Origin of the sequence: Amycolatopsis sp. NBC_01286 (genome assembly GCF_035982555.1) — a bacterium.
Taxonomy (GTDB): domain Bacteria; phylum Actinomycetota; class Actinomycetes; order Mycobacteriales; family Pseudonocardiaceae; genus Amycolatopsis.
In genome coordinates this window covers 9,860,524-9,883,190 of record NZ_CP108428.1, presented here as the reverse complement: position 1 = coordinate 9,883,190, position 22,667 = coordinate 9,860,524, and the positions used below count along the sequence as shown (strand labels likewise).

22 protein-coding genes are annotated in these 22,667 nt (G+C 70.5%); 16 read left to right on the top strand and 6 right to left on the bottom strand.

Annotated elements, in window-relative coordinates:
• Positions 1 to 3: 3 nt before the first annotated feature.
• Positions 4 to 1,635 (bottom strand): polyprenol phosphomannose-dependent alpha 1,6 mannosyltransferase MptB, encoded by a 1,632-nt coding sequence (gene mptB / locus OG570_RS44475; RefSeq protein WP_326954675.1) that lies wholly within the window; start codon positions 1,633 to 1,635, stop codon positions 4 to 6.
• A gap of 143 nt (positions 1,636 to 1,778) precedes the next feature.
• On the opposite strand from mptB, the gene OG570_RS44470 reads away from it, so the two are divergent.
• The 7 genes from OG570_RS44470 to OG570_RS44440 are packed head-to-tail and all read left to right on the top strand — an operon-like array spanning position 1,779 to position 8,226.
• Entirely contained in the window at positions 1,779 to 2,615 is an 837-nt protein-coding gene (locus tag OG570_RS44470; protein ID WP_442788232.1) for a helix-turn-helix transcriptional regulator, read from the top strand.
• Positions 2,612 to 4,060, top strand: coding sequence for a Fe-S cluster assembly protein SufB (gene sufB / locus OG570_RS44465; protein ID WP_247049211.1), 1,449 nt, complete (start codon positions 2,612 to 2,614; stop codon positions 4,058 to 4,060). The genes OG570_RS44470 and sufB overlap by 4 nt, the downstream gene beginning before the upstream one ends.
• 2 nt (positions 4,061 to 4,062) lie before the next feature.
• Entirely contained in the window at positions 4,063 to 5,235 is a 1,173-nt protein-coding gene (gene sufD / locus OG570_RS44460; protein WP_326954674.1) for a Fe-S cluster assembly protein SufD, read from the top strand.
• Between the two features lie 32 nt (positions 5,236 to 5,267).
• Positions 5,268 to 6,038, top strand: coding sequence for a Fe-S cluster assembly ATPase SufC (gene sufC / locus OG570_RS44455; protein WP_326947893.1), 771 nt, complete (start codon positions 5,268 to 5,270; stop codon positions 6,036 to 6,038).
• A gap of 48 nt (positions 6,039 to 6,086) precedes the next feature.
• On the top strand, positions 6,087 to 7,388 hold the full coding sequence (locus OG570_RS44450; RefSeq protein ID WP_326954673.1) for a cysteine desulfurase: 1,302 nt from the start codon (positions 6,087 to 6,089) through the stop codon (positions 7,386 to 7,388).
• Positions 7,385 to 7,834, top strand: coding sequence for a Fe-S cluster assembly sulfur transfer protein SufU (sufU, locus tag OG570_RS44445; protein WP_247049215.1), 450 nt, complete (start codon positions 7,385 to 7,387; stop codon positions 7,832 to 7,834). Before OG570_RS44450 ends, sufU begins: the two co-directional genes overlap by 4 nt.
• Positions 7,831 to 8,226, top strand: a complete 396-nt coding sequence (locus OG570_RS44440) for a metal-sulfur cluster assembly factor (RefSeq protein WP_247049216.1) — start codon at positions 7,831 to 7,833, stop codon at positions 8,224 to 8,226. The genes sufU and OG570_RS44440 overlap by 4 nt, the downstream gene beginning before the upstream one ends.
• Here OG570_RS44440 and OG570_RS44435 read toward each other — a convergent pair.
• Positions 8,216 to 9,010: a DUF4184 family protein gene (locus OG570_RS44435; RefSeq protein WP_326954672.1), complete on the bottom strand. Its 795-nt coding sequence runs from the start codon at positions 9,008 to 9,010 to the stop codon at positions 8,216 to 8,218. The two genes, OG570_RS44440 and OG570_RS44435, sit on opposite strands and share 11 nt — an antisense overlap.
• 18 nt (positions 9,011 to 9,028) lie before the next feature.
• Between OG570_RS44435 and OG570_RS44430 the strand changes: the two genes are divergently transcribed.
• Together OG570_RS44430 and lepB are read left to right on the top strand one after the other, a co-directional pair.
• A complete protein-coding gene (locus OG570_RS44430) occupies positions 9,029 to 9,361 on the top strand; it encodes a YnfA family protein (protein WP_326947896.1) in 333 nt (110 codons plus the stop codon).
• A gap of 29 nt (positions 9,362 to 9,390) precedes the next feature.
• The gene (gene lepB, locus OG570_RS44425; RefSeq protein ID WP_326954671.1) at positions 9,391 to 10,155 is read left to right on the top strand and encodes a signal peptidase I; all 765 of its coding nucleotides are present in this window, start codon (positions 9,391 to 9,393) and stop codon (positions 10,153 to 10,155) included.
• On the opposite strand, the gene OG570_RS44420 is transcribed toward lepB, so the two are convergent.
• Positions 10,079 to 12,022 carry an ABC1 kinase family protein gene (locus OG570_RS44420; protein WP_326954670.1) on the bottom strand — a complete coding sequence of 648 codons (1,944 nt, stop codon included), beginning with the start codon at positions 12,020 to 12,022 and terminating at the stop codon, positions 10,079 to 10,081. The two genes, lepB and OG570_RS44420, sit on opposite strands and share 77 nt — an antisense overlap.
• A gap of 184 nt (positions 12,023 to 12,206) precedes the next feature.
• On the opposite strand from OG570_RS44420, the gene OG570_RS44415 reads away from it, so the two are divergent.
• From OG570_RS44415 to OG570_RS44405, 3 genes are all read left to right on the top strand, one after another.
• Positions 12,207 to 12,749: a snapalysin family zinc-dependent metalloprotease gene (locus OG570_RS44415; RefSeq protein ID WP_326954669.1), complete on the top strand. Its 543-nt coding sequence runs from the start codon at positions 12,207 to 12,209 to the stop codon at positions 12,747 to 12,749.
• A gap of 205 nt (positions 12,750 to 12,954) precedes the next feature.
• The gene (locus OG570_RS44410; protein WP_326954668.1) at positions 12,955 to 14,172 is read left to right on the top strand and encodes a sensor histidine kinase; all 1,218 of its coding nucleotides are present in this window, start codon (positions 12,955 to 12,957) and stop codon (positions 14,170 to 14,172) included.
• A complete protein-coding gene (locus OG570_RS44405) occupies positions 14,169 to 14,822 on the top strand; it encodes a response regulator transcription factor (protein ID WP_326947900.1) in 654 nt (217 codons plus the stop codon). The genes OG570_RS44410 and OG570_RS44405 overlap by 4 nt, the downstream gene beginning before the upstream one ends.
• Here OG570_RS44405 and OG570_RS44400 read toward each other — a convergent pair.
• From OG570_RS44400 to cysD, 3 genes are all read right to left on the bottom strand, one after another.
• Positions 14,819 to 15,973: a trypsin-like serine peptidase gene (locus tag OG570_RS44400; protein WP_326954667.1), complete on the bottom strand. Its 1,155-nt coding sequence runs from the start codon at positions 15,971 to 15,973 to the stop codon at positions 14,819 to 14,821. The two genes, OG570_RS44405 and OG570_RS44400, sit on opposite strands and share 4 nt — an antisense overlap.
• 107 nt (positions 15,974 to 16,080) lie before the next feature.
• Positions 16,081 to 17,892 (bottom strand): adenylyl-sulfate kinase, encoded by a 1,812-nt coding sequence (cysC, locus tag OG570_RS44395; RefSeq protein ID WP_326954666.1) that lies wholly within the window; start codon positions 17,890 to 17,892, stop codon positions 16,081 to 16,083.
• Entirely contained in the window at positions 17,892 to 18,824 is a 933-nt protein-coding gene (gene cysD / locus OG570_RS44390; protein WP_326954665.1) for a sulfate adenylyltransferase subunit CysD, read from the bottom strand. Before cysD ends, cysC begins: the two co-directional genes overlap by 1 nt.
• A gap of 39 nt (positions 18,825 to 18,863) precedes the next feature.
• On the opposite strand from cysD, the gene OG570_RS44385 reads away from it, so the two are divergent.
• The 4 genes from OG570_RS44385 to OG570_RS44370 are packed head-to-tail and all read left to right on the top strand — an operon-like array spanning position 18,864 to position 22,484.
• On the top strand, positions 18,864 to 19,343 hold the full coding sequence (locus tag OG570_RS44385) for a nuclear transport factor 2 family protein (RefSeq protein ID WP_326947904.1): 480 nt from the start codon (positions 18,864 to 18,866) through the stop codon (positions 19,341 to 19,343).
• On the top strand, positions 19,340 to 20,530 hold the full coding sequence (locus OG570_RS44380) for a hypothetical protein (protein ID WP_326954664.1): 1,191 nt from the start codon (positions 19,340 to 19,342) through the stop codon (positions 20,528 to 20,530). The genes OG570_RS44385 and OG570_RS44380 overlap by 4 nt, the downstream gene beginning before the upstream one ends.
• 2 nt (positions 20,531 to 20,532) lie before the next feature.
• Positions 20,533 to 21,315, top strand: coding sequence for an SDR family oxidoreductase (locus tag OG570_RS44375; protein ID WP_326960328.1), 783 nt, complete (start codon positions 20,533 to 20,535; stop codon positions 21,313 to 21,315).
• Positions 21,316 to 21,323: 8 nt separating this feature from the next.
• Entirely contained in the window at positions 21,324 to 22,484 is a 1,161-nt protein-coding gene (locus OG570_RS44370; RefSeq protein ID WP_326954663.1) for a sulfotransferase family protein, read from the top strand.
• Positions 22,485 to 22,667: the final 183 nt, after the last annotated feature.

The following is a 22,667-nucleotide window of genomic DNA, read 5'->3' as shown; positions in this document are numbered from 1 at the left end:
GCGTCACGATACGGCGTCGGCCTGCGCGGGCAGCCGCGGGGACGGCCTGGAGAGCAGGACGGGCGCGAGACGCCGCACGACGAGCATGCCCGCGCCGCACACGACGATCGCCGCGACGTAGGCGAACGGCAGCACGTACGGGCGGCCGTCGAAGGTGCTGCCGGTCGGCGGGAGCAGGAACGGCAGGGCGGCGGACAGCACCGTCGCGGCCACCCGGAACCGGGACGTCCCGGCGGCCGCGGCGAGCGGGATCACCGCCCACAGCACGTACCAGGGCTGCAGGTTGATCTGCAGGATCATCACCGCGCCCAGCGAGACGCCGAGGCCGATGATCGGCCGGTAGCGCCACTTGAAGCTGTCCCAGAGGAACTTGAAGGTGATGGCGACGGCGACGAGGTAACCGAGCGCGCCGAGGATCGGCACCAGCGCGTTGGTGTGGTTGCCCAGCCCGAGCGCGATGCCGAGCACGCCGGAGAGGTTCGCCAGCTCCGCGGTCGGGGAGATCCAGGCGCGCACGAGCCCGGGCGTGTTGAACGTCGCACCCAGCCAGCCGAAGCCGAGCCCGGAGCCGAAGCAGACCACGACCAGCACGACGCCGAACCACGCCGCCATCGGCGCCCCGGCCAGGAAGAGGTCCTTGAGCCGGCCGTGCCAGCGCCGCGCGACCATCACCGCGAAGAACGGCAACGCGAACACCGCCGGCAGCTTCACCGCGACGCCGAGCGTGATGAGTGCGACGCCGAGCCCGATGTAGAGCAGCTCGCCGCGCGCGAGTGGCGGGGGCGTGTCGCCCTTGACCCGGATCGGCAGCCGCCGGATGCCCACCTCCAGCCCGGCGAGCATCAGGCCGATGGCCAGCGCGTCGTTGTGGGCGCCGGCGACGAAGTGGAAGATCAGCAGCGGGTTGAGCGCGCCCAGCCACAGCGCGGTCGCGGGCTGGACGCCGAAGCGGCGGGCCAGCCGCGGCAGCGCCCAGACGATGAGGACCACCCCGGCCAGTGCGAGCACGCGCTGCAGGAGCACGCCCATCGCGATGCTCTGGCCGGAGATCGGCGCGAGCCAGCCGCCGAGGCGCAGCACCAGCGGGCCGTACGGCGCCGGCGTCTCGCGCCACATGTTCGACACGCCCGCGGTGAACGGGTCGGCGACGCCGAGGGCCTGCGCCGGGCCGAGGGTGTACGGGTCCATCCCGCGGTGCACGATCTCGCTCTGCGCGAGGTAGCTGTAGACGTCGCGGGAGAACAGCGGCGGGATCACCAGCAGCGGCAGCACCCACAGCGCGATCGTGCGGGCGAGCTGGCCCTGCGACGCGAGCCGCGCGCGGTCCGGGCGGGCGAACTTCCCGAGCATCAGCCAGCTGAGCACCAGGATGCCCATGCCGGAGATGGCGATGGCCAGCGACACGGTGGGGATGCGGGTGAACAGCCGCAGCACCGGGATCTCCTGCACCGGGTTGATCACCGGAGCGGCGCCGGCGCCGAGGGAGCCCAGCGCGAGGAAGAGGGACCCGACCGTGCCGAACCGCCGGACGACGTTCAGCGCGCGCCGCTCGTCACCCTCCAGGGGGAGCGGCACCCGGGGCTCGACGGGCGACAGCGTCACCGGATGCGCACTCCCGGTGACGATGTCCGCCACTTGCCGGTCCTGCCGTGCAGGATGTTCACCCAGTTCGCCCACAGCCACGGGAGCCAGGGTATCGCCGCCGGTGCGGCGTGAGTCGGGTCACTGCCGAAGACCCCGCCTTTGCCGTCCGCCGGGAAATAAGACACACTTGTGTTGTGAAAAAGACGGCGGCAGCGGACCAGGTGGGTGGCGACACGCCCCGCACCGCGGTCAACGCCGTCCCGTCGCAGGTCAGCGCCGAGGGCAAGACCCGCAGTGAGGTCGCCCGGCTGCTCCTGGAACAGGGTCCCATGACCGCCGTGGTCGTCGCCGAGCAGCTCGGGATCAGCCCGGCGGCCGTCCGTCGGCACCTCGACGCGCTTCTCGCGGATGGCGAAGCCGAGACCCGGGACGCGCCGAGGCGTGGACCCCGGGGCCGGGGCCGTCCGGCCAAGCTCTTCCTGCTGACCGAGGCCGGCCGCGCCCGCTTCGGGCACGCCTACGACGACCTGGCCGTCTCGGCCATCCGCTTCCTCGCCGAGCACGCGGGTGAGGACGCCGTGCGCGCCTTCGCCGAGCGTCGCGTGGCGTCGCTGGTCGAGCCGCACCGCCTGGCGATCACCGGATCGAGTGATCCGGCGGCGCGCGCGGAGGCCTTGGCGACCGCGCTGACCAGGGAGGGCTACGCTGCGTCGACCCGTCAGGTCGGCACACTGAGTTCTTCGCAAGAAGGGCCTGGCCTCCGACAGAACGTCGGCGCGCAGCTTTGCCAGCACCATTGTCCGGTCGCCCACGTCGCCGCGGAGTTCCCGCAGCTGTGCGAGGCCGAAACCGAGGCGTTCGCGAAGCTGCTGGGCACCCACGTCCAGCGGCTGGCGACCATCGCACGCGGTGATTCCGTGTGCACCACCCACGTACCCGCTTCGGCGGGTCAGCCGGCCCATCCCGAGCCGGTCAGCACGGTGCCCTCTGGGCGCACAGCACGGATCCCGAATGGAGGGAAACCCGCATGACTGCCGCTGCCGAGCAGCGCACTCCCACCACCGCGCCCTTGAGCCAGGAAGAGACCATCGAGTCCCTGGGCAAGTACGCGTTCGGCTGGGCCGACTCCGACGTAGCGGGCGCCAGCGCCCGTCGCGGGCTGAACGAGGATGTCGTCACCGACATCTCCGGGAAGAAGTCCGAACCGGAGTGGATGCGCGAAGCACGACTCAAGGCGCTCAAGCTCTTCGAGAAGAAGCCGATGCCCAACTGGGGCGCGGACCTCTCCGGGATCGACTTCGAGAACATCAAGTACTTCGTGCGTTCCAGCGAGAAGCAGGCCACGAGCTGGGAAGAGCTGCCCGAGGACATCAAGAACACGTACGACAGGCTGGGCATCCCCGAGGCGGAGAAGCAGCGCCTCGTCGCCGGTGTCGCGGCCCAGTACGAGTCCGAGGTCGTCTACCACTCGATCCGCGAGGACCTCGAGAAGCAGGGTGTCCTCTTCCTGGACACGGACACCGCGCTCAAGACGCACCCGGAGCTGTTCGAGGAGTACTTCGGCTCGGTCATCCCGGCCGGCGACAACAAGTTCTCCGCGCTGAACACGGCGGTGTGGTCCGGCGGTTCGTTCATCTACGTGCCCAAGGGCGTCAAGGTGGACATCCCGCTGCAGGCCTACTTCCGGATCAACACCGAGAACATGGGCCAGTTCGAGCGCACCCTGATCATCGTCGACGAAGACGCCTACGTGCACTACGTCGAGGGCTGCACGGCGCCGATCTACCAGTCCGACTCGCTGCACTCGGCGGTCGTGGAGATCATCGTCAAGAAGGGCGCCCGCTGCCGCTACACGACCATCCAGAACTGGTCGAACAACGTCTACAACCTGGTCACCAAGCGCGCCAAGTGCGAAGAGGGCGCGACCATGGAATGGATCGACGGCAACATCGGTTCCAAGGTGACCATGAAGTACCCGTCGGTCTTCCTCATGGGCGAGCACGCCAAGGGTGAGGTCCTCTCGGTCGCGTTCGCGGGCGAAGGCCAGCACCAGGACGCGGGCGCCAAGATGGAGCACCTCGCGCCGTACACCTCCTCGACGATCGTGTCGAAGTCGGTGGCGCGCGGCGGCGGCCGCACCTCGTACCGCGGCCTGGTCCGCGTGGCGAAGCGGGCGCACCACTCGCGCTCCAGCGTCGTGTGCGACGCCCTGCTGGTCGACACGATCTCGCGCTCGGACACCTACCCGTACGTGGACATCCGCAACGACGAGGTGTCCATGGGCCACGAGGCCACGGTGTCCAAGGTCAGCGAAGAGCAGCTGTTCTACCTGATGTCGCGCGGCCTCGACGAGGCCGAGGCGATGGCGATGATCGTGCGCGGGTTCGTCGAGCCCATCGCGCGTGAGCTGCCGATGGAGTACGCGCTCGAGCTGAACCGCCTGATCGAGCTTCAGATGGAAGGGTCAGTCGGCTAGTCATGTCGGTTACCGAGAACAACGTTTCCGAAGCTCTCCGCGAGGGGGCCGTCATTCCGGCGGCCTCCCGCGCGGAGCGTTTCACCTCCTACGACGTCGAGGCCTTCGAGGTCCCGGGCGGCCGTGAGGAGAACTGGCGCTTCACGCCGATGAAGCGGCTGCGCGGCCTGCACGACGGCAGCGCGCCCGCCACCGGCGAGATCACCCTCGACCTCGACGCCGCCCCCGAGCTGACCATCGAGACCGTCGGCCGCGATGACGCGCGCCTCGGCCAGGCCGGCGTGCCGAGCGACCGCATCGCCGCGCAGGCCTACTCCTCGTTCACCAAGGCCACCGTCGTGACGGTGCCCAAGGAGACGAAGGCGTCCAAGCCGTCCGTGCTGCGCATCCACGGCCCGGGCGAGGGCAAGGTCGCCTACGGGCACCTGCAGGTCCGCGCCGAGGCGTTCGCCGAAGCCGTCGTCGTGCTCGACCACGTCGGCTCCGGCACCTACGCCGACAACGTCGAGTTCGTCATCGGTGACGGCGCCAAGGTCACCGTGGTCAGCGTCCAGGACTGGGCCGACGACGCGGTGCACGTCTCCGAGCAGCACCTGAAGCTGGGCCGCGACGCCGCGCTGCGGCACACCGTGATCACCCTGGGCGGTGACCTGGTCCGCGTCTCGCCGACGGCGACCTTCGCCGACAAGGGCGGTGACGTCGACATGCTCGGCGTCTACTTCGCCGACGGCGGCCAGCACCAGGAGCACCGCCTCTTCGTCGACCACGCGGTGCCCAACTGCAAGTCGCGCGTGGGCTACAAGGGCGCGCTGCAGGGCGAGGGCGCGCACACGGTGTGGATCGGCGACGTGCTGATCCGGGCCGCGGCCGAGGCCACCGACACCTACGAGTTCAACCGCAACCTGGTGCTCACGCCCGGTGCGCGCGCGGACTCCGTGCCGAACCTGGAGATCGAGACCGGCGAGATCGAAGGCGCCGGCCACGCGAGCGCGACGGGAAGGTTCGACGACGAGCAGTTGTTCTACCTGCAGTCGCGCGGGATCGCCGAAGAAGCCGCCCGCCGGCTGGTCGTGCGCGGGTTCTTCCACGAGATCCTGGTGAAGATCGACGTCCCCGAGGTGCGCGAGCGCCTCGAAGCCGCGATCGAGGCCGAGCTCGAAGCCGTTGGCGCCTGACGCCGTCCACCGCAGACTTTAGGAAACGAAGAATGGCTACCCTGGAAATCAAGGACCTGCACGCCTCGGTCAACACCGACGAAGGCGCCAAGGAGATCCTCAAGGGTGTGAACCTGACGATCAAGTCGGGTGAGACCCACGCGATCATGGGCCCCAACGGCTCCGGCAAGTCCACGCTGTCCTACGCGATCGCCGGTCACCCGAAGTACCAGGTGACCTCCGGCGAGGTGCTGCTCGACGGCGAGAACGTCCTCGAGATGAGCGTCGACGAGCGCGCCCGCGCGGGCCTGTTCCTGGCGATGCAGTACCCGGTCGAGGTCCCCGGCGTCTCGATGTCCAACTTCCTCCGCACCGCGGCCACCGCGGTCCGCGGCGAGGCTCCCAAGCTTCGCCTGTGGGTCAAGGAGGTCAAGGAGGAGATGGGCAAGCTCGAGATCTCGCAGGAGTTCGCCGAGCGCTCGGTCAACGAGGGCTTCTCCGGCGGCGAGAAGAAGCGCCACGAGATCCTGCAGCTGGCGCTGCTCAAGCCGAAGTTCGCCATCCTCGACGAGACCGACTCCGGTCTCGACGTCGACGCCCTGCGCGTCGTGTCCGAGGGCGTGAACACCTACAAGGCCAACAGCGAGGTCGGCGTCATGCTGATCACGCACTACACCCGGATCCTGCGGCACATCGCGCCGGACTTCGTGCACGTCTTCGCCGGCGGCAAGATCGTCGAGTCGGGCGGCAAGGAGCTGGCCGACGAGCTGGAGGAGCACGGCTACGTCAAGTACGCCGGCAAGCCCGAGCCGGCCGCGCTCTGACGTTCTCCACCACAGGACTACACCGAGAGAAAGAGAGGAGCCGGCCCGATGACCACCACCTCGGCTAGCTCTGTTCCTTTGGACGTCGCCGCCCTGCGCGCCGACTTCCCGATCCTGTCGCGCACCGTTCGCGACGGGAAACCCTTGGTGTACCTGGACTCCGGGGCGACGTCGCAACGCCCGACGCCGGTGTTCGACGCCGAACGCGACTACATCTTCACGTCGAACTCCGCCGTCCACCGCGGTGCGCACCAGCTGTCCGAAGAGGCCACCGACGCCTACGAGTCCGCGCGCGCCAAGGTCGCGGAGTTCGTCGGCGCCGACCCCGAGGAACTGGTGTTCACCAAGAACGCGACCGAGGGCATCAACCTCGTCGCGTACTCGATGAGCAACGCCGCCACGGCCGGTCCGGAAGCCTCGCGCTTCCGGGTCGGCCCGGGCGACGAAATCGTCATCACCGAGATGGAGCACCACGCGAACCTCGTGCCGTGGCAGCAGTTGTGCCAGCGCACCGGGGCCACGCTGAAGTGGTTCAAGGTGACCGCGGACGGTCGGCTCGACCTGTCCGATGTGGACGAACTGATCACGCCTCGCACGAAGGTGGTCGCGTTCGCGCACCAGTCGAACGTGCTCGGCACGGTCAACCCGGTCTCGCTGCTCGTCGAGAAGGCCAAGGCCGTCGGCGCGCTCACGGTGCTCGACGCCTGCCAGTCGGTGCCGCACTTCGGGGTGGACTTCCACGCGCTGGGCGTCGACTTCGCGGTGTTCTCCGGCCACAAGATGCTCGGCCCGTCAGGCATCGGTGTCCTTTACGGACGTACCGAGCTGCTCTCGGCGATGCCGCCGTTCCTCACCGGCGGGTCGATGATCGAGATGGTCCGCATGGAGGGCTCCACCTTCGCGCCGCCGCCGCAGCGGTTCGAGGCGGGCGTGCCGATGACGTCGCAGGCCATCGGTCTCGGCGCGGCCGTCGACTACCTCTCGGCCATCGGCATGGACCGGATCGCGGCGCACGAGCACGAGCTCGCCGCGGCCGCCCTCGAAGGCATCGGCGCCATCCCGGGCGTCCGGATCGTCGGGCCCACCGACCTGAAGGACCGCGGCGCCACCGTGTCGTTCGTGATCGACGGCGTGCACCCGCACGACGCCGGCCAGGTGCTCGACAGCCTCGGCATCGCCGTCCGCGTCGGCCACCACTGCGCGTGGCCGCTGCACCGGGCGTGCGGCGCGCAGGCGACCGTGCGGGCGTCGTTCTACCTGTACAACACGCTGTCCGAAGTGGACGCCCTGGTCGCGGGTGTTCGCGAGGCCCAGAAGTTCTTCGGGGTGGCCCAAGAGGTGACACAGTGAACCTGGAAAGCATGTACCAGGAGATCATCCTGGACCACTACAAGCGCCCGCACGGCCGCGGCCTGCGGGACCCGTTCGACGCCGAGTCGTTCCAGGTCAACCCGACCTGCGGCGACGAGGTGACGCTGCGGGTCAAGCTCGACGACGGGAAGGTCGCCGACGTCTCCTACGACGGCCAGGGCTGTTCCATCAGCCAGGCCTCGACGTCGGTCATGACGGACCTGGTCGTGGGGCACACCCTCGAGGAGGCGTTCACCACCATGGACGCCTTCGTCGAACTGATGCAGGGCAAGGGAAAGGTCGAACCGGACGAGGAAGTGCTGGAGGACGGCATCGCCTTCGCGGGCGTCGCCAAGTACCCGGCCAGGGTCAAGTGCGCCCTCCTCGGTTGGATGGCCTTCAAGGACGCCGTCGCCCGGACCACCAGTGGAGTTGAGAAAGCATGACCGAAGAGACCGCCACTCGTGAGGGGCGCACCGCCGCCGACCTCGACGCCGAGACCACCGCGACGCAGGACATCGAGCTCGCGAAGCTCGAGGACGTCGAGGAGGCCATGCGCGACGTCGTCGACCCGGAACTCGGGATCAACGTCGTCGACCTCGGCCTCGTCTACGACATCCGCGTCGAGCCGGACAACAGCGCGACGATCGACATGACGCTCACGTCGGCGGCCTGCCCGCTGACCGACGTCATCGAGGACCAGACGTCGGCCGCGCTGACATCGGGCGGCCTCGTCAAGGACTTCCGGATCAACTGGGTCTGGATGCCGCCGTGGGGCCCGGAGAAGATCACCGAGGACGGCCGCGAGCAGCTGCGCGCCCTCGGCTTCACCGTCTGACTTCCGTCGCATCGAGCGGGTCACCCTCCGGGGTGGCCCGCTTTGTGTATAACGACCTATATCGCACGTGCCAGGCCAGCGCGTAGAGAACGAGAGCGACGGCGAACCCGGTGCAGGCGCCGGTGGCCAGCAGGTAGGTCGCGTTGCCGACGACGCCCGCGCGGGTCATCGGGTCGTGGTGGGCCAGGAACGGCAGGACGCTCGTCAGGACGCTGGCCAGCGCGCCGGCGAGGAGGAGCGCCACCACCGGCCCGCGGTGGCGGGTGGCTCTCGGCGCCGGCTTGGTGGGCGCCGCGCGGTACCACTTCCGCAGCCACCAGCCGAGGATCCCGGCCCCGGCGATCGTGCTGACGAGCTGGATCAGGCGTCCGACGTCGACGCCGGTGACGAGCGGGATCCGCAGGAACGGGAACCCGTCGTTCTCGTGGGTGAAGGCGTCCCAGCCGACGTGCGTGGCGGCGCCGATGACCAGCGACAGCGCGATCCAACCCGGCCGTTTCCAGCTGAAGTGGCGGGGGAGCCGTTCGGCCAGTGATTTCGGGGCCAGGGCCAGCAGGGGCCGCTTCAGGAGGACCTGGAAGAGCGCGAGGATCACCAGCGCGAGGAGCGGGTCGAGCCAGAGGACCGAGGTCAGCTCGTGGGTCTTGCTGAGGCCGACGCCGGGAAGCCGTGGCACGAACCAGAAGACGTCCGGCGAGACGGACCCGGCGACGAGCGCCGAGGACACCAGCGGCCGTCTCGCCAGCGGGAGCACGGCGGCGGGGTGACTCAGCGTGAACGGCACGGGAGCTAGTATCCCGGTGTGCTCCTGCGGTCGATCCTGCTGTTCCTCGCGGCGGCCGTCTTCGAGATCGGCGGCGCCTGGCTGATCTGGCAGGGCGTCCGCGAACAACGCGGCCTGATCTGGATCGGCGGCGGCATCGTCGCGCTGGGCCTGTACGGCTTCGTGGCCACCCTCCAGCCGGACGCCCAGTTCGGCCGCATCCTCGCCGCGTACGGCGGAGTCTTCGTGGCGGGCTCGCTGGCCTGGGGAGTGGTGGCGGACGGCTACCGCCCGGACCGCTACGACGTCATCGGCGCGCTGCTGTGTCTCGCGGGCGTCGCGGTGATCATGTACGCGCCCCGGACGGGGTAACGCTGTCCACTGTGTCCCGATAGATCTTCGTGACCGAACCCGCTTTCCCGCCCGCACCACCGGCTCCGCCGAAGCGCTCCGGCGTGTCCAAGGTGCTGCTCCTGATGATCGTCGTCGCGGTGCTCGGGGTGGCCGCCGGGGTCTACGGCGTCGGCCGGATCATGGTGGGGTACGAGGCCTACAAGATCCCGGACCCGCACATGAGCCCGACCCTGGTGCCCGGTGACCAGCTCGTGGTGCGCCGGGCGACCGACACCGAGGTGCACCGCGGGGACCTCGTCGCCATCGACGCCGGCTCGTTCGCCCAGCCGAGCCACGAGGGCGTCAGCGTCTTCCGCGTGGTCGGGATCGCCGGCGACACCGTCGCCTGCTGCACCGATCGGCACCTCTCGATCAACGGCAAGCCGATCACCGAGCCCTACCTCAACCCCGGCGACGACACGCTCTTCGGGTTCTCCGCCAAGGTGCCCGACGGCGCGATCTTCGTCGAGGGTGACAACCGCGGCAACTCCGACGACTCGCGGTTCAGCGGTTCCGTGCGGCTGTCCGGTGTCATCGGGTTCGTGGTCGCGACCGGCACGGTCATCACCCCGCGGCCGCTGGCGCCGGTGACCGCCTTCACCGACGCGGGCCTGCCCGGAACCCCGTACTCGGACTCGACTCTGCCCACCCTGCGCTGGTGGATCGCCGGCGGGGTCGTGCTGTTCTTCGCCGGGCTCATCGGCGTGATCGTGAGCGCTGTCCGGAGCGCCGGAAGACGACGAAGAGCAGCCGCAGCCCCACCAGTGCACTGATCACCAGCAGGTTGTAGCCGAAGGCCTGGTTCAGCGTCAGCTCCGGCAGGAGCCGTGGGCCGGTCGTGCCGGTCAGCAGGAACACCGCCATCAGACCCGTTGCCGCGCCGACGAAGGCCAGTAGGACCTCGTGGACCAGGCTCGTCACCACGTCGCGGTCGCGTTCGTCGGAGAACAGCCGGACGTTGACCGACAGCCGGCCCTCCTCCAGTGCGGCGCCGATGCGGTCGACGCGGCGGGGGATGCGGCGCAGGACCGGGAGCAGCGCCGTCAGCTCGTTGACCGCCGTGCGGCCCAGTGAGGCCGGGCGGAGTCCGGCGCCGACCTGCTCGACGGCGAACGCGCGGGACTCGGCCACGACGTCGAAGCCGGGGGACAGCGCCGACAGCGTGCCCTCGACCGTGGCCAGCGCCCGGAACACCGCGGCCACCGGGGGCGGGACGCTCAGCCGGAAGTCCGCGACCACCCGGAACAGGCCGGTGAACAGGGCGAGGTCCGGCGTGCGGCCGGGCCCGAAGTGGCGGGCGAGCAGGGCGCCGAGTGCGCGTTCGAGGCGCTGCTCGTCGATGTCGCCGGTGCGGTCGACGATCTCCAGGAGCCCGTCGCGCAGACCCGCCGGGTCGCCGCGGTCCAGGGCCAGCACCAGGTTCTGCAGGCCGCCGCGCAGCCCGGCGTCGAGGCGGCCGACCGAGCCGAAGTCGAGCAGGCCGAGGCGGCCGTCGGTCAGCAGCAGGAGGTTGCCCGGGTGCGGGTCGGCGTGGAAGACGCCGCCGATCATCACCTGGTCGAGCAGGCAGCGCAGCAGCGACTTCGCGAGCCGTTCGCGCTCGGCCGCCGGCGCCGTCTCCAAGGGCTTGCCGCTCAACCGGGACATCACGAGGACGCGCTCAGTGGACAGTGCTTTGTGGACGGTCGGGAGCGCGACGTCCGGGCCGGAAGTGGCGGCCACGGCGGCGATGTTGCGGGCCTCGATGGTGAAGTCCAGCTCTTCGGCCAGGGCCGCGGCGAAGCCGTCGGCGAGTTCGGCCACGCCCAGCGAGCGCGCCCAGTCCGCCCGCTCCTCCAGGGCGGCGGCGACGCGGCGGACGATGTCGACGTCCCGTTCGGCCTGCTCCCGCACCCCGGGGCGCTGGACCTTGACGACGACGTCCTCGCCGCTGCGCAACCGTGCTTTGTAGACCTGCGCGATCGACGCCGCCGCAAGGGGTTCCGGGTCGAACTCGGCGAAGACGTCTTTCGGCGAGCCACCGAGCTCGGCCTCCAGTACCGCCCAGACGGCGTCGGCGCGGGCGGGCGCGACCTGGTCCTGGAGCTTGCCGAGCTCCTCGACGAAGACCGCGGGCAGCAGGTCCGCGCGGGTCGACAGGAGCTGGCCGAGCTTCACGAACGTCACGCCGCCTTCCTCGAGCGCGCGGCGCAGCGAGCGGGCGAGCTTGGCCTGCCGTCCCGGCGCCAGGCCGGGTTCGCGGCGGCCCGCGAGGTAGCGGCCGAGGCCGTGCTTGATCGCGATCCGGCTGATCTGCGAGTACCGGCGGGCGCGCGAAACCCGGGCGTACGCGGCGCGGAGCCGGCCCAGGCCGAGGCCGCCCGGAAACGCCATCTCGGCGACGAACAGGAAGACGAGCGTCGCGAGGAAAGCGCTGCCCGCCAACGGGATCAGCAGCCCGAGGAACGCCGCGCCGTGGCCGGGTAACGACTTCGGGAACGCCTGCGCGACCCCGCCGGCGACGAGCCAGCCGAACGCCGCGCCGCACAGCGCGCGGACGGCGCCGATGCGCACGCCGAGCACCCGGCGCGACGCGGCGACCAGCGGCCACAGCACCAGGACGTACACGGGGAGGGTCAGCAGGCCCAGCAAGAAGTTCATCGGTTCCCTTTCGCCGTGGCCGAGCAGACCACGGCGGCGCCATCGCCGGGCTCACGCAGCGGCGGGACCCGGCTCCCTCCCGCGAGGGAGCTACTTTCGGCCGTGGCCACCAGGCGACGTTGACTTCTAACCTGACCGCGCGAACTACGGTGAAGTGTTCTCTAAACGGACAAAAGGAGACACGATGAACGGACGTCTGCTCGGCCGGGTCCTGGTGCTGGCCGCCGCGGTCGCGGTGCCCCTGGGCGCCGGGCTCACCACCGCTTCCGCCGCGCCGGCCGCGGTCACGACGGTGTACTACAACTCGTCCGGCGCGGCCGACTACCTCGCCCAGATCGACCAGGGCGCGGCCAACTGGAACGCCGTGGTCACCGACGTCAAGCTGGTCAAGCGCAGCAGCGGTGCCACGGTGGTGTTCCACGAGATCCACAGCGGCGGCTCGTACACCAACACGAACGGCCACGGCCGCGGCGACATCTACCTCGACACGAGCCAGGTCGCCGAGGGCTTCGACCCGACGCGCATCGCCGCGCACGAGCTGGGTCACAACCTCGGCCTGCCGGACGACTACACGGGCCCGTGCACCGAGCTGATGTCCGGCCACGGCCCGGGCACGGCGTGCAAGAACGCGAAGCCGTCCGCGGCGGAGGCGACCAAGGTCCAGTCCCTGTGGAGGAACGGCTTCGCGGCGGCCCGCACGGCGGAGACCCGCCAGGTCGCCTACTAGCCGCTTCGCGCCTGGTTGCCCACAGGGTGGTCGAGATGTGGACAACCAGGCGCCGCCGGCGGCTTTCCGGCGCTTCCGTCGGTGGGTCCCGATACGCTGGAAGCGGGGCCGACCCCCCGGAGAGGGCGGGGGCTGCTTTCGGCTCGGGCGCGCGCTCCATCGCGAGAGGGAAGCGCCTGACCCCGCGAGCTGCGAAGATCGGCTTGTGCGTGTACTCCGGCCGCTGGTGAGCAGGGCTACCTACCGCCGCTGGGTGTATCTCGTCCTCGGTGGGGCGATCAGCGTGCCCTACCTGCTCTTCGCCGCCGTGGCCGTGCCGTCGCTGCTGCCCTTCACCACCACGCTGGACCGGGCCGCCGGGATCGGTGGCCTCGTCACGCTGCTCGTCGTGGCCGGGACCGCGTTCCTGCCCGCCGTGCACGTGCTCGAATCCACCGCCGTCCGGGAGCTGCTCGACAATCCCGCTCCCGGCGCGCCCGCGAAACCGCACACCCGGCCGGGGCGGGTCCGGGCCGCTGTCATGTTCGCGCTGCACGTGCTCGTCGGGTGCGGTGTCAGCCTGGTCAGCCTCGCCGCGCCCGTCGCCTTCGGGCTCTCCGTGAGCTCCGTGTTCACCGGCAACCTGATCCAGGGCGAGGCCGAGTTCACCGTGCCGAAGGGCTGGGCCTCCGCGTGGATCCCCGTCGTCTTCGCGGTGGCCGTGGTGGTGCTGATCTACGCCGTGTGGGTGATCGGCGGAGTCCTGCGGCTGGCCGCGCGACGGCTGCTCGGGATGACCGCCGCCGATCGGATCGCGCAGCTGGAACGGCGGACCGAGCTGCTCGCCGAGCGCAACCGGCTGGCCCGGGAGCTGCACGACTCGGTGGGGCACGCGCTGAGCGTCGTCTCGATCCAGGCCGGCGCCGCCCGTCGGACGCTGCGCACCGATCCGGACTTCACCGAACGCGCGCTCGGCGCCATCGAGGACTCGGCCCGCACCGCGCTCGACGACCTCGACCACGTGCTCGGGCTGCTCCGCGAAGAAGCCGCGGGCCGGACGCCGCAGCCGTCGCTGACCGAGCTGCCGAACCTCCTCGAAGCGACGCGGCTGGCCGGCACCGAGGTCACCGCCGGCGTCGACGGCGATCTGGCCGCCGTGCCGCCGGTGGTGTCGCGCGAGGTGTACCGGATCCTGCAGGAATGCCTGACCAACGCCGTGCGGCACGCCGGTAAGGTCCCGGTGACGCTGGACGTCGACGTCGCGGCCACCGGCCTCGTCGCCCGGGTCGGCAACCCGCTCGGCAGCGCGACGCCGCGGGCGGGCCGCCGGGGCCTGCGCGGGATGGCCGAGCGGGCGGCGGTGCTCGGCGGTGAGCTGACGGCCGGACGGTCCGGCGAGCGGTGGGAGGTCGTGGTGCGGGTGCCGTGGGGGAGCGGGCGATGAACGTCGGGGTGCTGCTGGTCGACGACGAACCGCTGATCCGCGCCGGCCTGAAGGCCATCATCGACAGCGAAGCCGGCCTCGCCGTGCTGGGCGAGGCCGCCGACGGCGCCGAGGTGCCCGGGCTGGTGGCCCGGCTGCGCCCCGACGTCGTCCTGATGGACGTCCGGATGCCCGCGGTGGACGGGATCCGCGCCACCACGCACCTGATGTCCACTGTGGATAGTCCGCCGAAGGTGATCGTGGTGACCACCTTCGAGAACGACGACTACGTCTACGACGCGCTCGTCGCCGGCGCCAGCGGGTTCCTGCTCAAGCGGGCTCGCCCGGAGGAGATCGTCGCGGCGATCCGGACGGTGGTGGCGGGGGAGTCGCTGCTGTTCCCGGCGGCGATCCGGAAGCTGGCCGCCCGGCACTCGCCGTCGCCGGCGGGCGACGGGCTGGCGAGTGCCGGGCTGACCGAGCGGGAGCGCGAAGTGCTGCGCCTGATGGCCGCCGGACTGTCCAATGTGGAGATCGCGACCGAGCTGTACCTGGGCATCCAGACCGTGAAGACCCACGTCGGCAACGTACTGGCCAAGCTCGGGGCCCGCGACCGCACCCAGGCCGTCGTCCGCGCCTACGACTCCGGATTCGTGACGCCGGCGGGTTAGCCCCACATCCCGCGGGCCCAGCTCGCGGCCTGGGTGAAGCCCGCGCCGCCGGAGGCGCAGGAGAGCGTCTCCGTGCCGAAGATGGTCCCGTCGTGCTCGACGCCGTGGTGCACGCCGATCGCGTACGGGCCGTCGTCCCACCAGCCCCACAGCGGCGCGCCCGAGACGCCGGACGCCTCGTCGGCGTCGCTCTCGACCTGGGTGGTGTCGTAGCTCGTGCCGTTGACGGTGATGTCGTCACCGTCGTCGTCGTCGCGGACGGCGATGGCCGGCTCGTACGACATCGACGTCAGGCTGACGGCGTACGGGAAGCCCGCCATGGTCCAGTAGTCCCCGTCCTCCCAGGCGCTGTTGTACCCGCGGTAGCCGAAGTAGCCGACGTTGTCCCCGATCGGGTCCCACAGCTGGCAGACCTTGATGTCGCTGCCCGAGTCCGAGTTCCACGACCAGTAGCTCCGGACGTAGCTGACCAGGCCGGCGCCGAACACGGACTGGCCGTTCCAGCACGCCGGGATCACCTTGATCTGCCACGGCCCGCTGGTCGGCGGCCCCACGTGGCCGCTGGTCATCAGCGTGCTGCGGCCGATCAGGTAGCCGGTCGCCTCGGACGTGGTGACCCAGCTCCCGCCCGGCGTCGGCTGATAGCTGCAGTACAGCTTGCAGACCGCCGTGTACGGGTACGCCGACGGGTAGACCAGCGACCGGGACTCGCCGTCGATGATCGTGCTGTGGTTCTCCGACAACAGGGTCTTCGTGCCGCGGGAGGTGATGCCGCGCCGCGTCGGGCCGAGCGACGTGGTCGTCTTCGGGTGGATGCCCAGCGGGACGCCCTTCGGCCGGTGCGGCGCGCCCGTGGGGGCGTCGGCCCGGACCTGACGGCGACCGCGGTCCGCGCGCTGGTCCGCCGTGCGGGTGCGGACCTCGCCCTCGTTCGCCTCGACGCCGGGGAGGCCGTACAGCACCGGGCCGTCCGTGCGCAGGGTGAACGCGCCGTCGTACGCGGCGCTCCGCACCACCTCGACGTCGCGGCCGCCGCCGGTCCACAGTGCGTTGGCCGACTCGGTCACCACGCCCCAGGGCCGGGTGTCCTCGCCTTCGTCTTCGGGCTCGAATTCGAGCAGCCGGGTCTGGCTCCACGGTCCGTCGGTCATGGTCGCTCCCTCGCAGGTCCGAACCGCCGCGTGCGGTTCGTCCGGAAGAGCGCGCCGAAGGCCGCAAAAATACATCCGGACCGCGAGTCCGCCCGGACGGGCAGCGGTCAGCCGACGTCGTCGAGCAGGGCCTGGATCGCCGCGGCCATCGCGGCCGGGTCGCCGTCGCCGGGACGAAGCACCAGGTCAGGGGACGCGGGCCGCTCGTACGGCGCGTCGATGCCGGTGAACCCGGTGATCTCCCCGGCGCGCGCCTTCGCGTACATCCCCTTCGGGTCGCGCGCCTCGCACACCTCCAGGGGCGTGTCGACGAAGACCTCGACGAACGGGAGGTCGCCGTGCGCCTCCCGCGCGAGCCGCCGGTCGGCTTCGTACGGGCTGATCAGCGACGCGATCGCGACGACCCCCGCGTCCGCGAACAGCTTCGCGACCTCCGCGACGCGCCGGACGTTCTCCGCGCGGTCCGCCGGGCTGAAGCCGAGACCGGCGTTGAGGCCGTGGCGCAGGTTGTCGCCGTCCAGGAGGTAGGCCGGACGGCCCGCCGCGACGAGCCGGCGTTCCAGTTCCACCGCCACCGACGACTTGCCCGACGCCGAGAGCCCGGTCAGCCACACCGTCGCGCCGTGGGTCGGCCGGTCCTCGCGGCGCACCGCCGTGGTGTGCCAGACGACCGGGGACGCTGCGGCGCCGGTGATCATCCCGGCGGCGACCGTGTCACCGGTGTGCTCGTCGACCAGCAGGAACCCGCCGGTGGCGCGGTTGCGGCGGTAGGCGTCGAACAGCAGCGGCGCGCGGGTCCGCAGCCGGATCCGGCCGATGTCGTTGAGCCCCAGCGACTCCGCCGTCTCGTCGCGGTGCAGGGTGGTGACGTCGAGGCGGTAGTCCAGCCGCTCCACGGACCCGCGTGTCTCGGTGGTCGTGTGCCGGACGACGTAGGTCGCGCCCGGCGTCAGCTCGGCCCGCTCGGAGAACCAGCAGACCAGCGCGTCGACCTCGCGGGCCGACTCCGCGCGGTTGCCCGGCCGGCACAGCATCGCACCGCGGCCGAGATCGAGGTCGTCGGCCAGTTCGATGGTCACGGCCTGTCCGGTGAACGCCTCTTCCAGCGGTGTTCCGCCCGGGCCCCACACCGCGCGCACCTGGGTGGTGAACCCGGACGGCAGCGCCACGACTTCGTCACCCGCCTTGAAGACGCCGCCGGCGATGGTGCCCGCGTAACCGCGGAAGTCCGAGCGCCGGATCACGTACTGCACCGGGAACCGCGCGTCGATCAGGTTGCGGTCGGAGGCGACGTGCACCTCTTCCAGCTGGTGCAGCAGCGAAGTCCCTTCGTACCACGGCATGCTGGCGCTGCGGTGGACGACGTTGTCGCCGTGCAGCGCCGAGACCGGCACGAACGTCAGGTCGGCGACGTCGAGCTTCATCGCGAACCGCCGGAAGTCCTCGCGGATCTCGTCGTACCGCTCCTGCGACCAGCCGACGAGGTCCATCTTGTTGACGCATACCACCAGGTGCCCGATGCCCAGCAGCGACGCGAGGAACGCGTGCCGCCGCGACTGTTCGAGCACGCCCTTGCGCGCGTCGACGAGGACCAGCGCCAGGTCGGCGGTGGACGCGCCGGTCACCATGTTCCGCGTGTACTGCAGGTGCCCCGGCGTGTCCGCGATGATGAACTTCCGCTTGGGCGTGGCGAAGTAGCGGTGCGCGACGTCGATGGTGATGCCCTGCTCGCGTTCGGCACGCAGGCCGTCGGTGAGCAGCGCGAGGTCCGGGTAGTCCTCGCCGCGCTCGCGGCTCGTGCGTTCGAGGGCGGCGAGCTGGTCGGTGAAGATCGCCTTCGAGTCGAACAGCAGCCGGCCGATCAGCGTGGACTTCCCGTCGTCCACGCTGCCCGCGGTGGCGATCCTCAGCAGCTGCATCAGAAGTAGCCTTCCCGCTTGCGGTCTTCCATGCCTGCCTCGGAAATCCGGTCGTCCGCGCGGGTCGCGCCGCGCTCGGTGATGCGCGTCGCGGCGACTTCGGTGACCACTTCGGACGGGGTCGCCGCCGACGATTCGACGCAGCCGGTGCACGTCGCGTCGCCGACGGTCCGAAAGCGCACGGTTGCCTCGTACGGCGTCTCACCGTCCACAAGCGACAAGAACCGCGTCGCCGCGAGCAGCATGCCGTCACGTTGGACGACCTCGCGTCGATGTGCGTAGTACAACGGTGGCAACGAGATCCGCTCGTCGCGGATGTACTGCCAGATGTCCAGTTCGGTCCAGTTGGACAGCGGGAAGACGCGGATGTGCTCGCCGCGCCGATGCCGCCCGTTGTAGAGGTTCCACAGCTCGGGCCGCTGCGCCCGCGGGTCCCACTGGCCGTGCTCGTCGCGGAAGCTGAACACGCGCTCCTTGGCCCGCGCCTTCTCCTCGTCGCGGCGGGCGCCGCCGAACACGGCGTCGAAGCCGCCTTCGCGGATCGCGCGCAGCAGCGTGGCCGTCTGCAGCCGGTTGCGGCTGGCCCGCGGGCCGGTCTCCTCGACGACGCGCCCGGCGTCGAGGTCGTCCTGCACGCTCGCGACGTGCAGCCGCAGGCCGAGGGCGGCGACGGTCTCGTCGCGGAACCGCAGCACCTCGTCGAAGTTGTGGCCGGTGTCGACGTGCAGCACCGGGAACGGCAGTGGCGCCGGCCAGAACGCCTTCGCGGCGGCGTGCAGCATCACCACCGAGTCCTTGCCGCCGGAAAAGAGCAGGACGGGGTGTTCGAAGGTCGCCGCGACTTCGCGGAAGACGTGCACGGCCTCCGCTTCGAGCGCGGCCAGGTGCGACAGCTCGTACGAGGTCACGGACACCCGAAAAAAGTAGAACATGTTCTTGTCATCGGTCAAGCGGTGCGGGACCCTGTGACGATGGACCTGGTCGTACTCGAAGAGATCCGCCGGCTGAAGTACCGCTACCTGCGCGCGGTCGACCTGAAGCAGTGGGACGAGGTGGCCGACACGTTCACCGTCGACGCCACGGCCGACTACGGGACCCGCGCCACGGGCCGTGAAGGGCATCAGCTCGCCGGCCGCGACGCGATCCTCGAGTTCCTCACCAAGAGCCTCGGCAACGGCATCATCACCGTGCACCACGCAGGTCAGCCCGAGATCGACGTCGACGGCGACACCGCGACCGGGCGGTGGGCGTTCACCGACAAGGTGATCGTGCCGGACCACAAGGTGATCATCGACGGCGCCGCGTTCTACGAGGACACCTACCGCCGTGACACCGACGGCGCCTGGCGGATGACGCACATCGGCTACACGCGGACGTACGAGTCGATGACCTCCTGGGAGGGCGACGCGGGCTTCCGGCTGCTCGCCAACCGCTGGGCCGTGCCCGCATGATCGAGAACGAGTTCTCGCTGACGCGGCCGTTCGCCGAGGCGATCGTCGAGGCCGAAAACCTGCTCGCGAGCGCGCCGCACGTGAAGACCGAGCAGGACCTCCTGGAGGGGTACGACTACCTCGCGGGCAGCATCCGCGCGTCGCTGCAGATGGCCTGGGCCTACCAGCGCGACTTCCCGTACTTCACGGCGTCCACCGGCCCGTACACGAAGATGGGGCTGGACAACCCGGACACGCTCTACTTCAACGCGAACATCCGCGACGACCGCGAGTACCTGGTCACCGGCGTCCGGGGGACCACCGCCGACCTGAGCTTCCAGATCCTCAACGGCGACTATTCGCCGGTCGTGGTGCCCGACAGCCTCGCCGCGTTCGACGACCGGGCCATCGAAATCGGCGAAGACGGCCGGTTCGAGCTGCGGTTCGGCCCGGCGCGCGAGAACCCCGGGCCGAACTACTTCACCCTCGGTGCCGGTTCGTCGATGCTCGTCGTGCGCGAGGTCCACAGCGACTGGGCGACCGAACGCCGTGGCGAGATCCGCATCCAGTGCGTCGACACCGCCGGGCAGGCGCCGCCGGTGCCGGACCGGCCGGCGCTGGCCAAGCGCTACGGCGTCACCGGCAAGATCCTGCTGAGCCGGCTGAAGACGTTCCTGGCCTTCCCGAAGTGGTTCTACGACGACCTGCCGGTGAACACGATTACCGAGCCGCGCTCGACGCCGGGCGGGCTGACCACGCAGTTCTCCTCGGCCGGGCACTACGAGCTGAGCGACGAAGAGGCGATGATCGTCACCGTCCCGCGCTGCGCCGACGCGCCGTACCAGGGCATCCAGCTCGGCAGCCTCTGGTACGTCTCGCTCGACTACATCAACCACCAGACGAGCCTCACCGCCGACCAGGCGCGCGTCGACCCGGACGGCAAGATCCGGTTCGTCATCAGCGAACGCGACCCCGGCCTGGCGAACTGGCTGGAGCGCACCGGGCACGACCGCGGGTACGTCCAGATCCGCTGGCAGCGGATCGCGCGGGACCTCGGCCCGGCCGACGGCCCGGTCGTCGAGGTCGTCAAGGTGGCCGACCTGCCGGACCGGGTGCCGTTCTACGACGAGGCCCGGGTGACGCCGGAGGAATGGGCGTCGAGGATCGCGGCCCGGCAGGACGCCGTCGCCGCCAGGATGCTGGGGTGAGCATGTCGGAGTTGTTGCGGGACAAGGTGGTCGTCGTCTCGGGGATCGGCCCGGGGCTCGGCCGGTCGATCGCCGTGCGCAGTGCCATGGCCGGTGCGGACGTCGTGCTCGCCGCGCGCACCGAGTCGCGGCTCACCGAAGTCGCGAAGGAGGTCACCGACCTCGGACGGCGCGCCGTCGCGATCCGGACCGACATCGACGACGCCGACTCGGCGGCGAACCTGGTGAGCGAGGCCGTCGAGGCGTTCGGGCGGGTGGACGCGGTGGTGCACAACGCCTTCGCCGTCCCGCCGCTGACCGATCTGGCCACTGTGGACTTCGACGCGGTGCGCGCGGGTTTCGAGACCGCGGCGATCTCCGTGCTGCGGCTGACCCGGCTGTTCCTGCCCGCGCTCAAGGACAGCAAGGGCTCGCTGGTGATGATCAACTCGGCCGTGCTGCGGCACTCGCGGCGGACGTTCGGCGCGTACAAGATGGCGAAGTCGTCGCTGCTGTCGCTGTCGCAGAGCCTCGCGAGCGAGCTCGGGCCGGACGGCATCCGCGTCAACACGGTCGCGCCCGGGTACATCTGGGCGCCGAACCTCAAGTGGTACTTCAACTACCTGGCCAAGGAACGCGGGATCACGTCGGAGGAGGTCTACGCCGAGACGGCGTCGACGATCGACCTGCGCAAGCTGCCGGAACCGGACGAGATCGCCGACGCCGTGGTGTTCCTCGCCTCGCCGATGGCGCGCGCGATCACCGGGCAGTGCCTCGACGTCAACGGCGGCGAGTACCACCACTAGGAGGATCCATGCTCCCCGGCCGGCCCGACCTGGGCACGTTCGACGACCTGCACACCTCGGCGTCGAAGCTCACCGGGCTCGACGACTTCGGCGGCGACGAGTACGTCGAGGGCCTGCGCGTGCTGCTGGAGTCGTTCGAGGCCGACGAGGACCTGACGCCGTTCGGGAACAAGGTGCACCGCGCGATGCTGCGCGGCGCTTTGGTGGCTCGATTGCTCAGCGAGGTGGGCTGGAAGCAGCATCCGGCTTACGTGGACGTCCCAGTGAAGCGGCCGATCTTCGTCACCGGCCTGCCCCGCACCGGCACGACGGCGCTGCACCGGCTGCTCGTCGAGGACCCCGCGCACCAGGGCCTCGAGGTATGGCTCGCCGAGGTCCCGCAGCCGCGGCCGCCGCGTGCGACGTGGGCGGAGAACCCGGTGTTCCAGGGGATCCAGGCCGGCTACGAGCGCCACCACGTCGAGCACCCGGAGTTCATGGGGGTGCACCACATGTCCGCCGATCAGGTGGAGGAGTGCTGGCAGCTGCTGCGGCAGTCGATGCGGTCGGTGTCGTTCGAGTGCCTCGCGCACCTGCCGCGTTACTCGCGCTGGCTGGCGAAGCAGGACTGGACGGACGCCTACGCCAGGCACCGGCGCAACCTGCAGCTGATCGGGCTGCCGGACGCCGGTAAGCGGTGGGTGCTGAAGAACCCGAGTCACCTGTTCGCGCTGGACGCCCTGATGGCGGCGTACCCGGACGCGCTGGTGATCCAGACCCACCGCGCGCCGCGCACCATCATGGGCTCGATGTGCAGCCTGGCCGAGAAGGCCGCGGACGGCTGGTCGACGAAGTTCCGCGGCGAGGTGATCGGGCGTTCGCAGCTCGACCTGTGGGCCCGCGGCGCGGACGAGTTCCACGCCGCGCGGTCCCGTTATGACGCGGCGCAGTTCTACGACGTGGCGTACGAGGACTTCGTCGCGGACCCGATCGGGACGGTGTCCACTGTGTACGACCACTTCGGACTGACGCTGACTCCTTCGGCGCGTTCCGCGATGACGTCGGTGCACGAGGCGAGCCGCACGGGCGCGGCGAAGCCGGTGCACAAGTACAGCCTGGCGGACTTCGGCCTGACGGCGGAGGAAGTCGACGAGCGTTTCGCGGATTACTCGCGTACCTACGGCTCGTGAGTGTTTAGGGCGGTTAGAACCGCCCTAAACACTCACGACAAGCCGCGGCAGCCTCCCGACCGGCGGCGGCCTGCAGTCCTCGGGTCCCGATGTCTCAGGACTCCGGCCTGGTCCGCGCTTTGGTGGCTGATGACTCTGGGCGCCGTCGTGTCGCGGTGCCGTGCGACTTTCGTGCGGTGCGAG

What these genes read in the sequence shown, in the direction of transcription:
- cysC (WP_326954666.1), bottom strand. Translation starts at nt 17,892, where the DNA reads ATGCAGCTGCTGAGGATCGCCACCGCGGGCAGCGTGGACGACGGGAAG.
- OG570_RS44415 (WP_326954669.1), top strand. Translation starts at nt 12,207, where the DNA reads ATGAACGGACGTCTGCTCGGCCGGGTCCTGGTGCTGGCCGCCGCGGTC.
- cysD (WP_326954665.1), bottom strand. Translation starts at nt 18,824, where the DNA reads ATGTTCTACTTTTTTCGGGTGTCCGTGACCTCGTACGAGCTGTCGCAC.
- OG570_RS44405 (WP_326947900.1), top strand. Translation starts at nt 14,169, where the DNA reads ATGAACGTCGGGGTGCTGCTGGTCGACGACGAACCGCTGATCCGCGCC.
- sufD (WP_326954674.1), top strand. Translation starts at nt 4,063, where the DNA reads ATGTCGGTTACCGAGAACAACGTTTCCGAAGCTCTCCGCGAGGGGGCC.
- OG570_RS44370 (WP_326954663.1), top strand. Translation starts at nt 21,324, where the DNA reads ATGCTCCCCGGCCGGCCCGACCTGGGCACGTTCGACGACCTGCACACC.
- OG570_RS44400 (WP_326954667.1), bottom strand. Translation starts at nt 15,973, where the DNA reads ATGACCGACGGACCGTGGAGCCAGACCCGGCTGCTCGAATTCGAGCCC.
- OG570_RS44440 (WP_247049216.1), top strand. Translation starts at nt 7,831, where the DNA reads ATGACCGAAGAGACCGCCACTCGTGAGGGGCGCACCGCCGCCGACCTC.
- sufC (WP_326947893.1), top strand. Translation starts at nt 5,268, where the DNA reads ATGGCTACCCTGGAAATCAAGGACCTGCACGCCTCGGTCAACACCGAC.
- OG570_RS44420 (WP_326954670.1), bottom strand. Translation starts at nt 12,022, where the DNA reads ATGAACTTCTTGCTGGGCCTGCTGACCCTCCCCGTGTACGTCCTGGTG.
- OG570_RS44380 (WP_326954664.1), top strand. Translation starts at nt 19,340, where the DNA reads ATGATCGAGAACGAGTTCTCGCTGACGCGGCCGTTCGCCGAGGCGATC.
- OG570_RS44375 (WP_326960328.1), top strand. Translation starts at nt 20,533, where the DNA reads ATGTCGGAGTTGTTGCGGGACAAGGTGGTCGTCGTCTCGGGGATCGGC.
- sufB (WP_247049211.1), top strand. Translation starts at nt 2,612, where the DNA reads ATGACTGCCGCTGCCGAGCAGCGCACTCCCACCACCGCGCCCTTGAGC.
- OG570_RS44450 (WP_326954673.1), top strand. Translation starts at nt 6,087, where the DNA reads ATGACCACCACCTCGGCTAGCTCTGTTCCTTTGGACGTCGCCGCCCTG.
- OG570_RS44385 (WP_326947904.1), top strand. Translation starts at nt 18,864, where the DNA reads ATGGACCTGGTCGTACTCGAAGAGATCCGCCGGCTGAAGTACCGCTAC.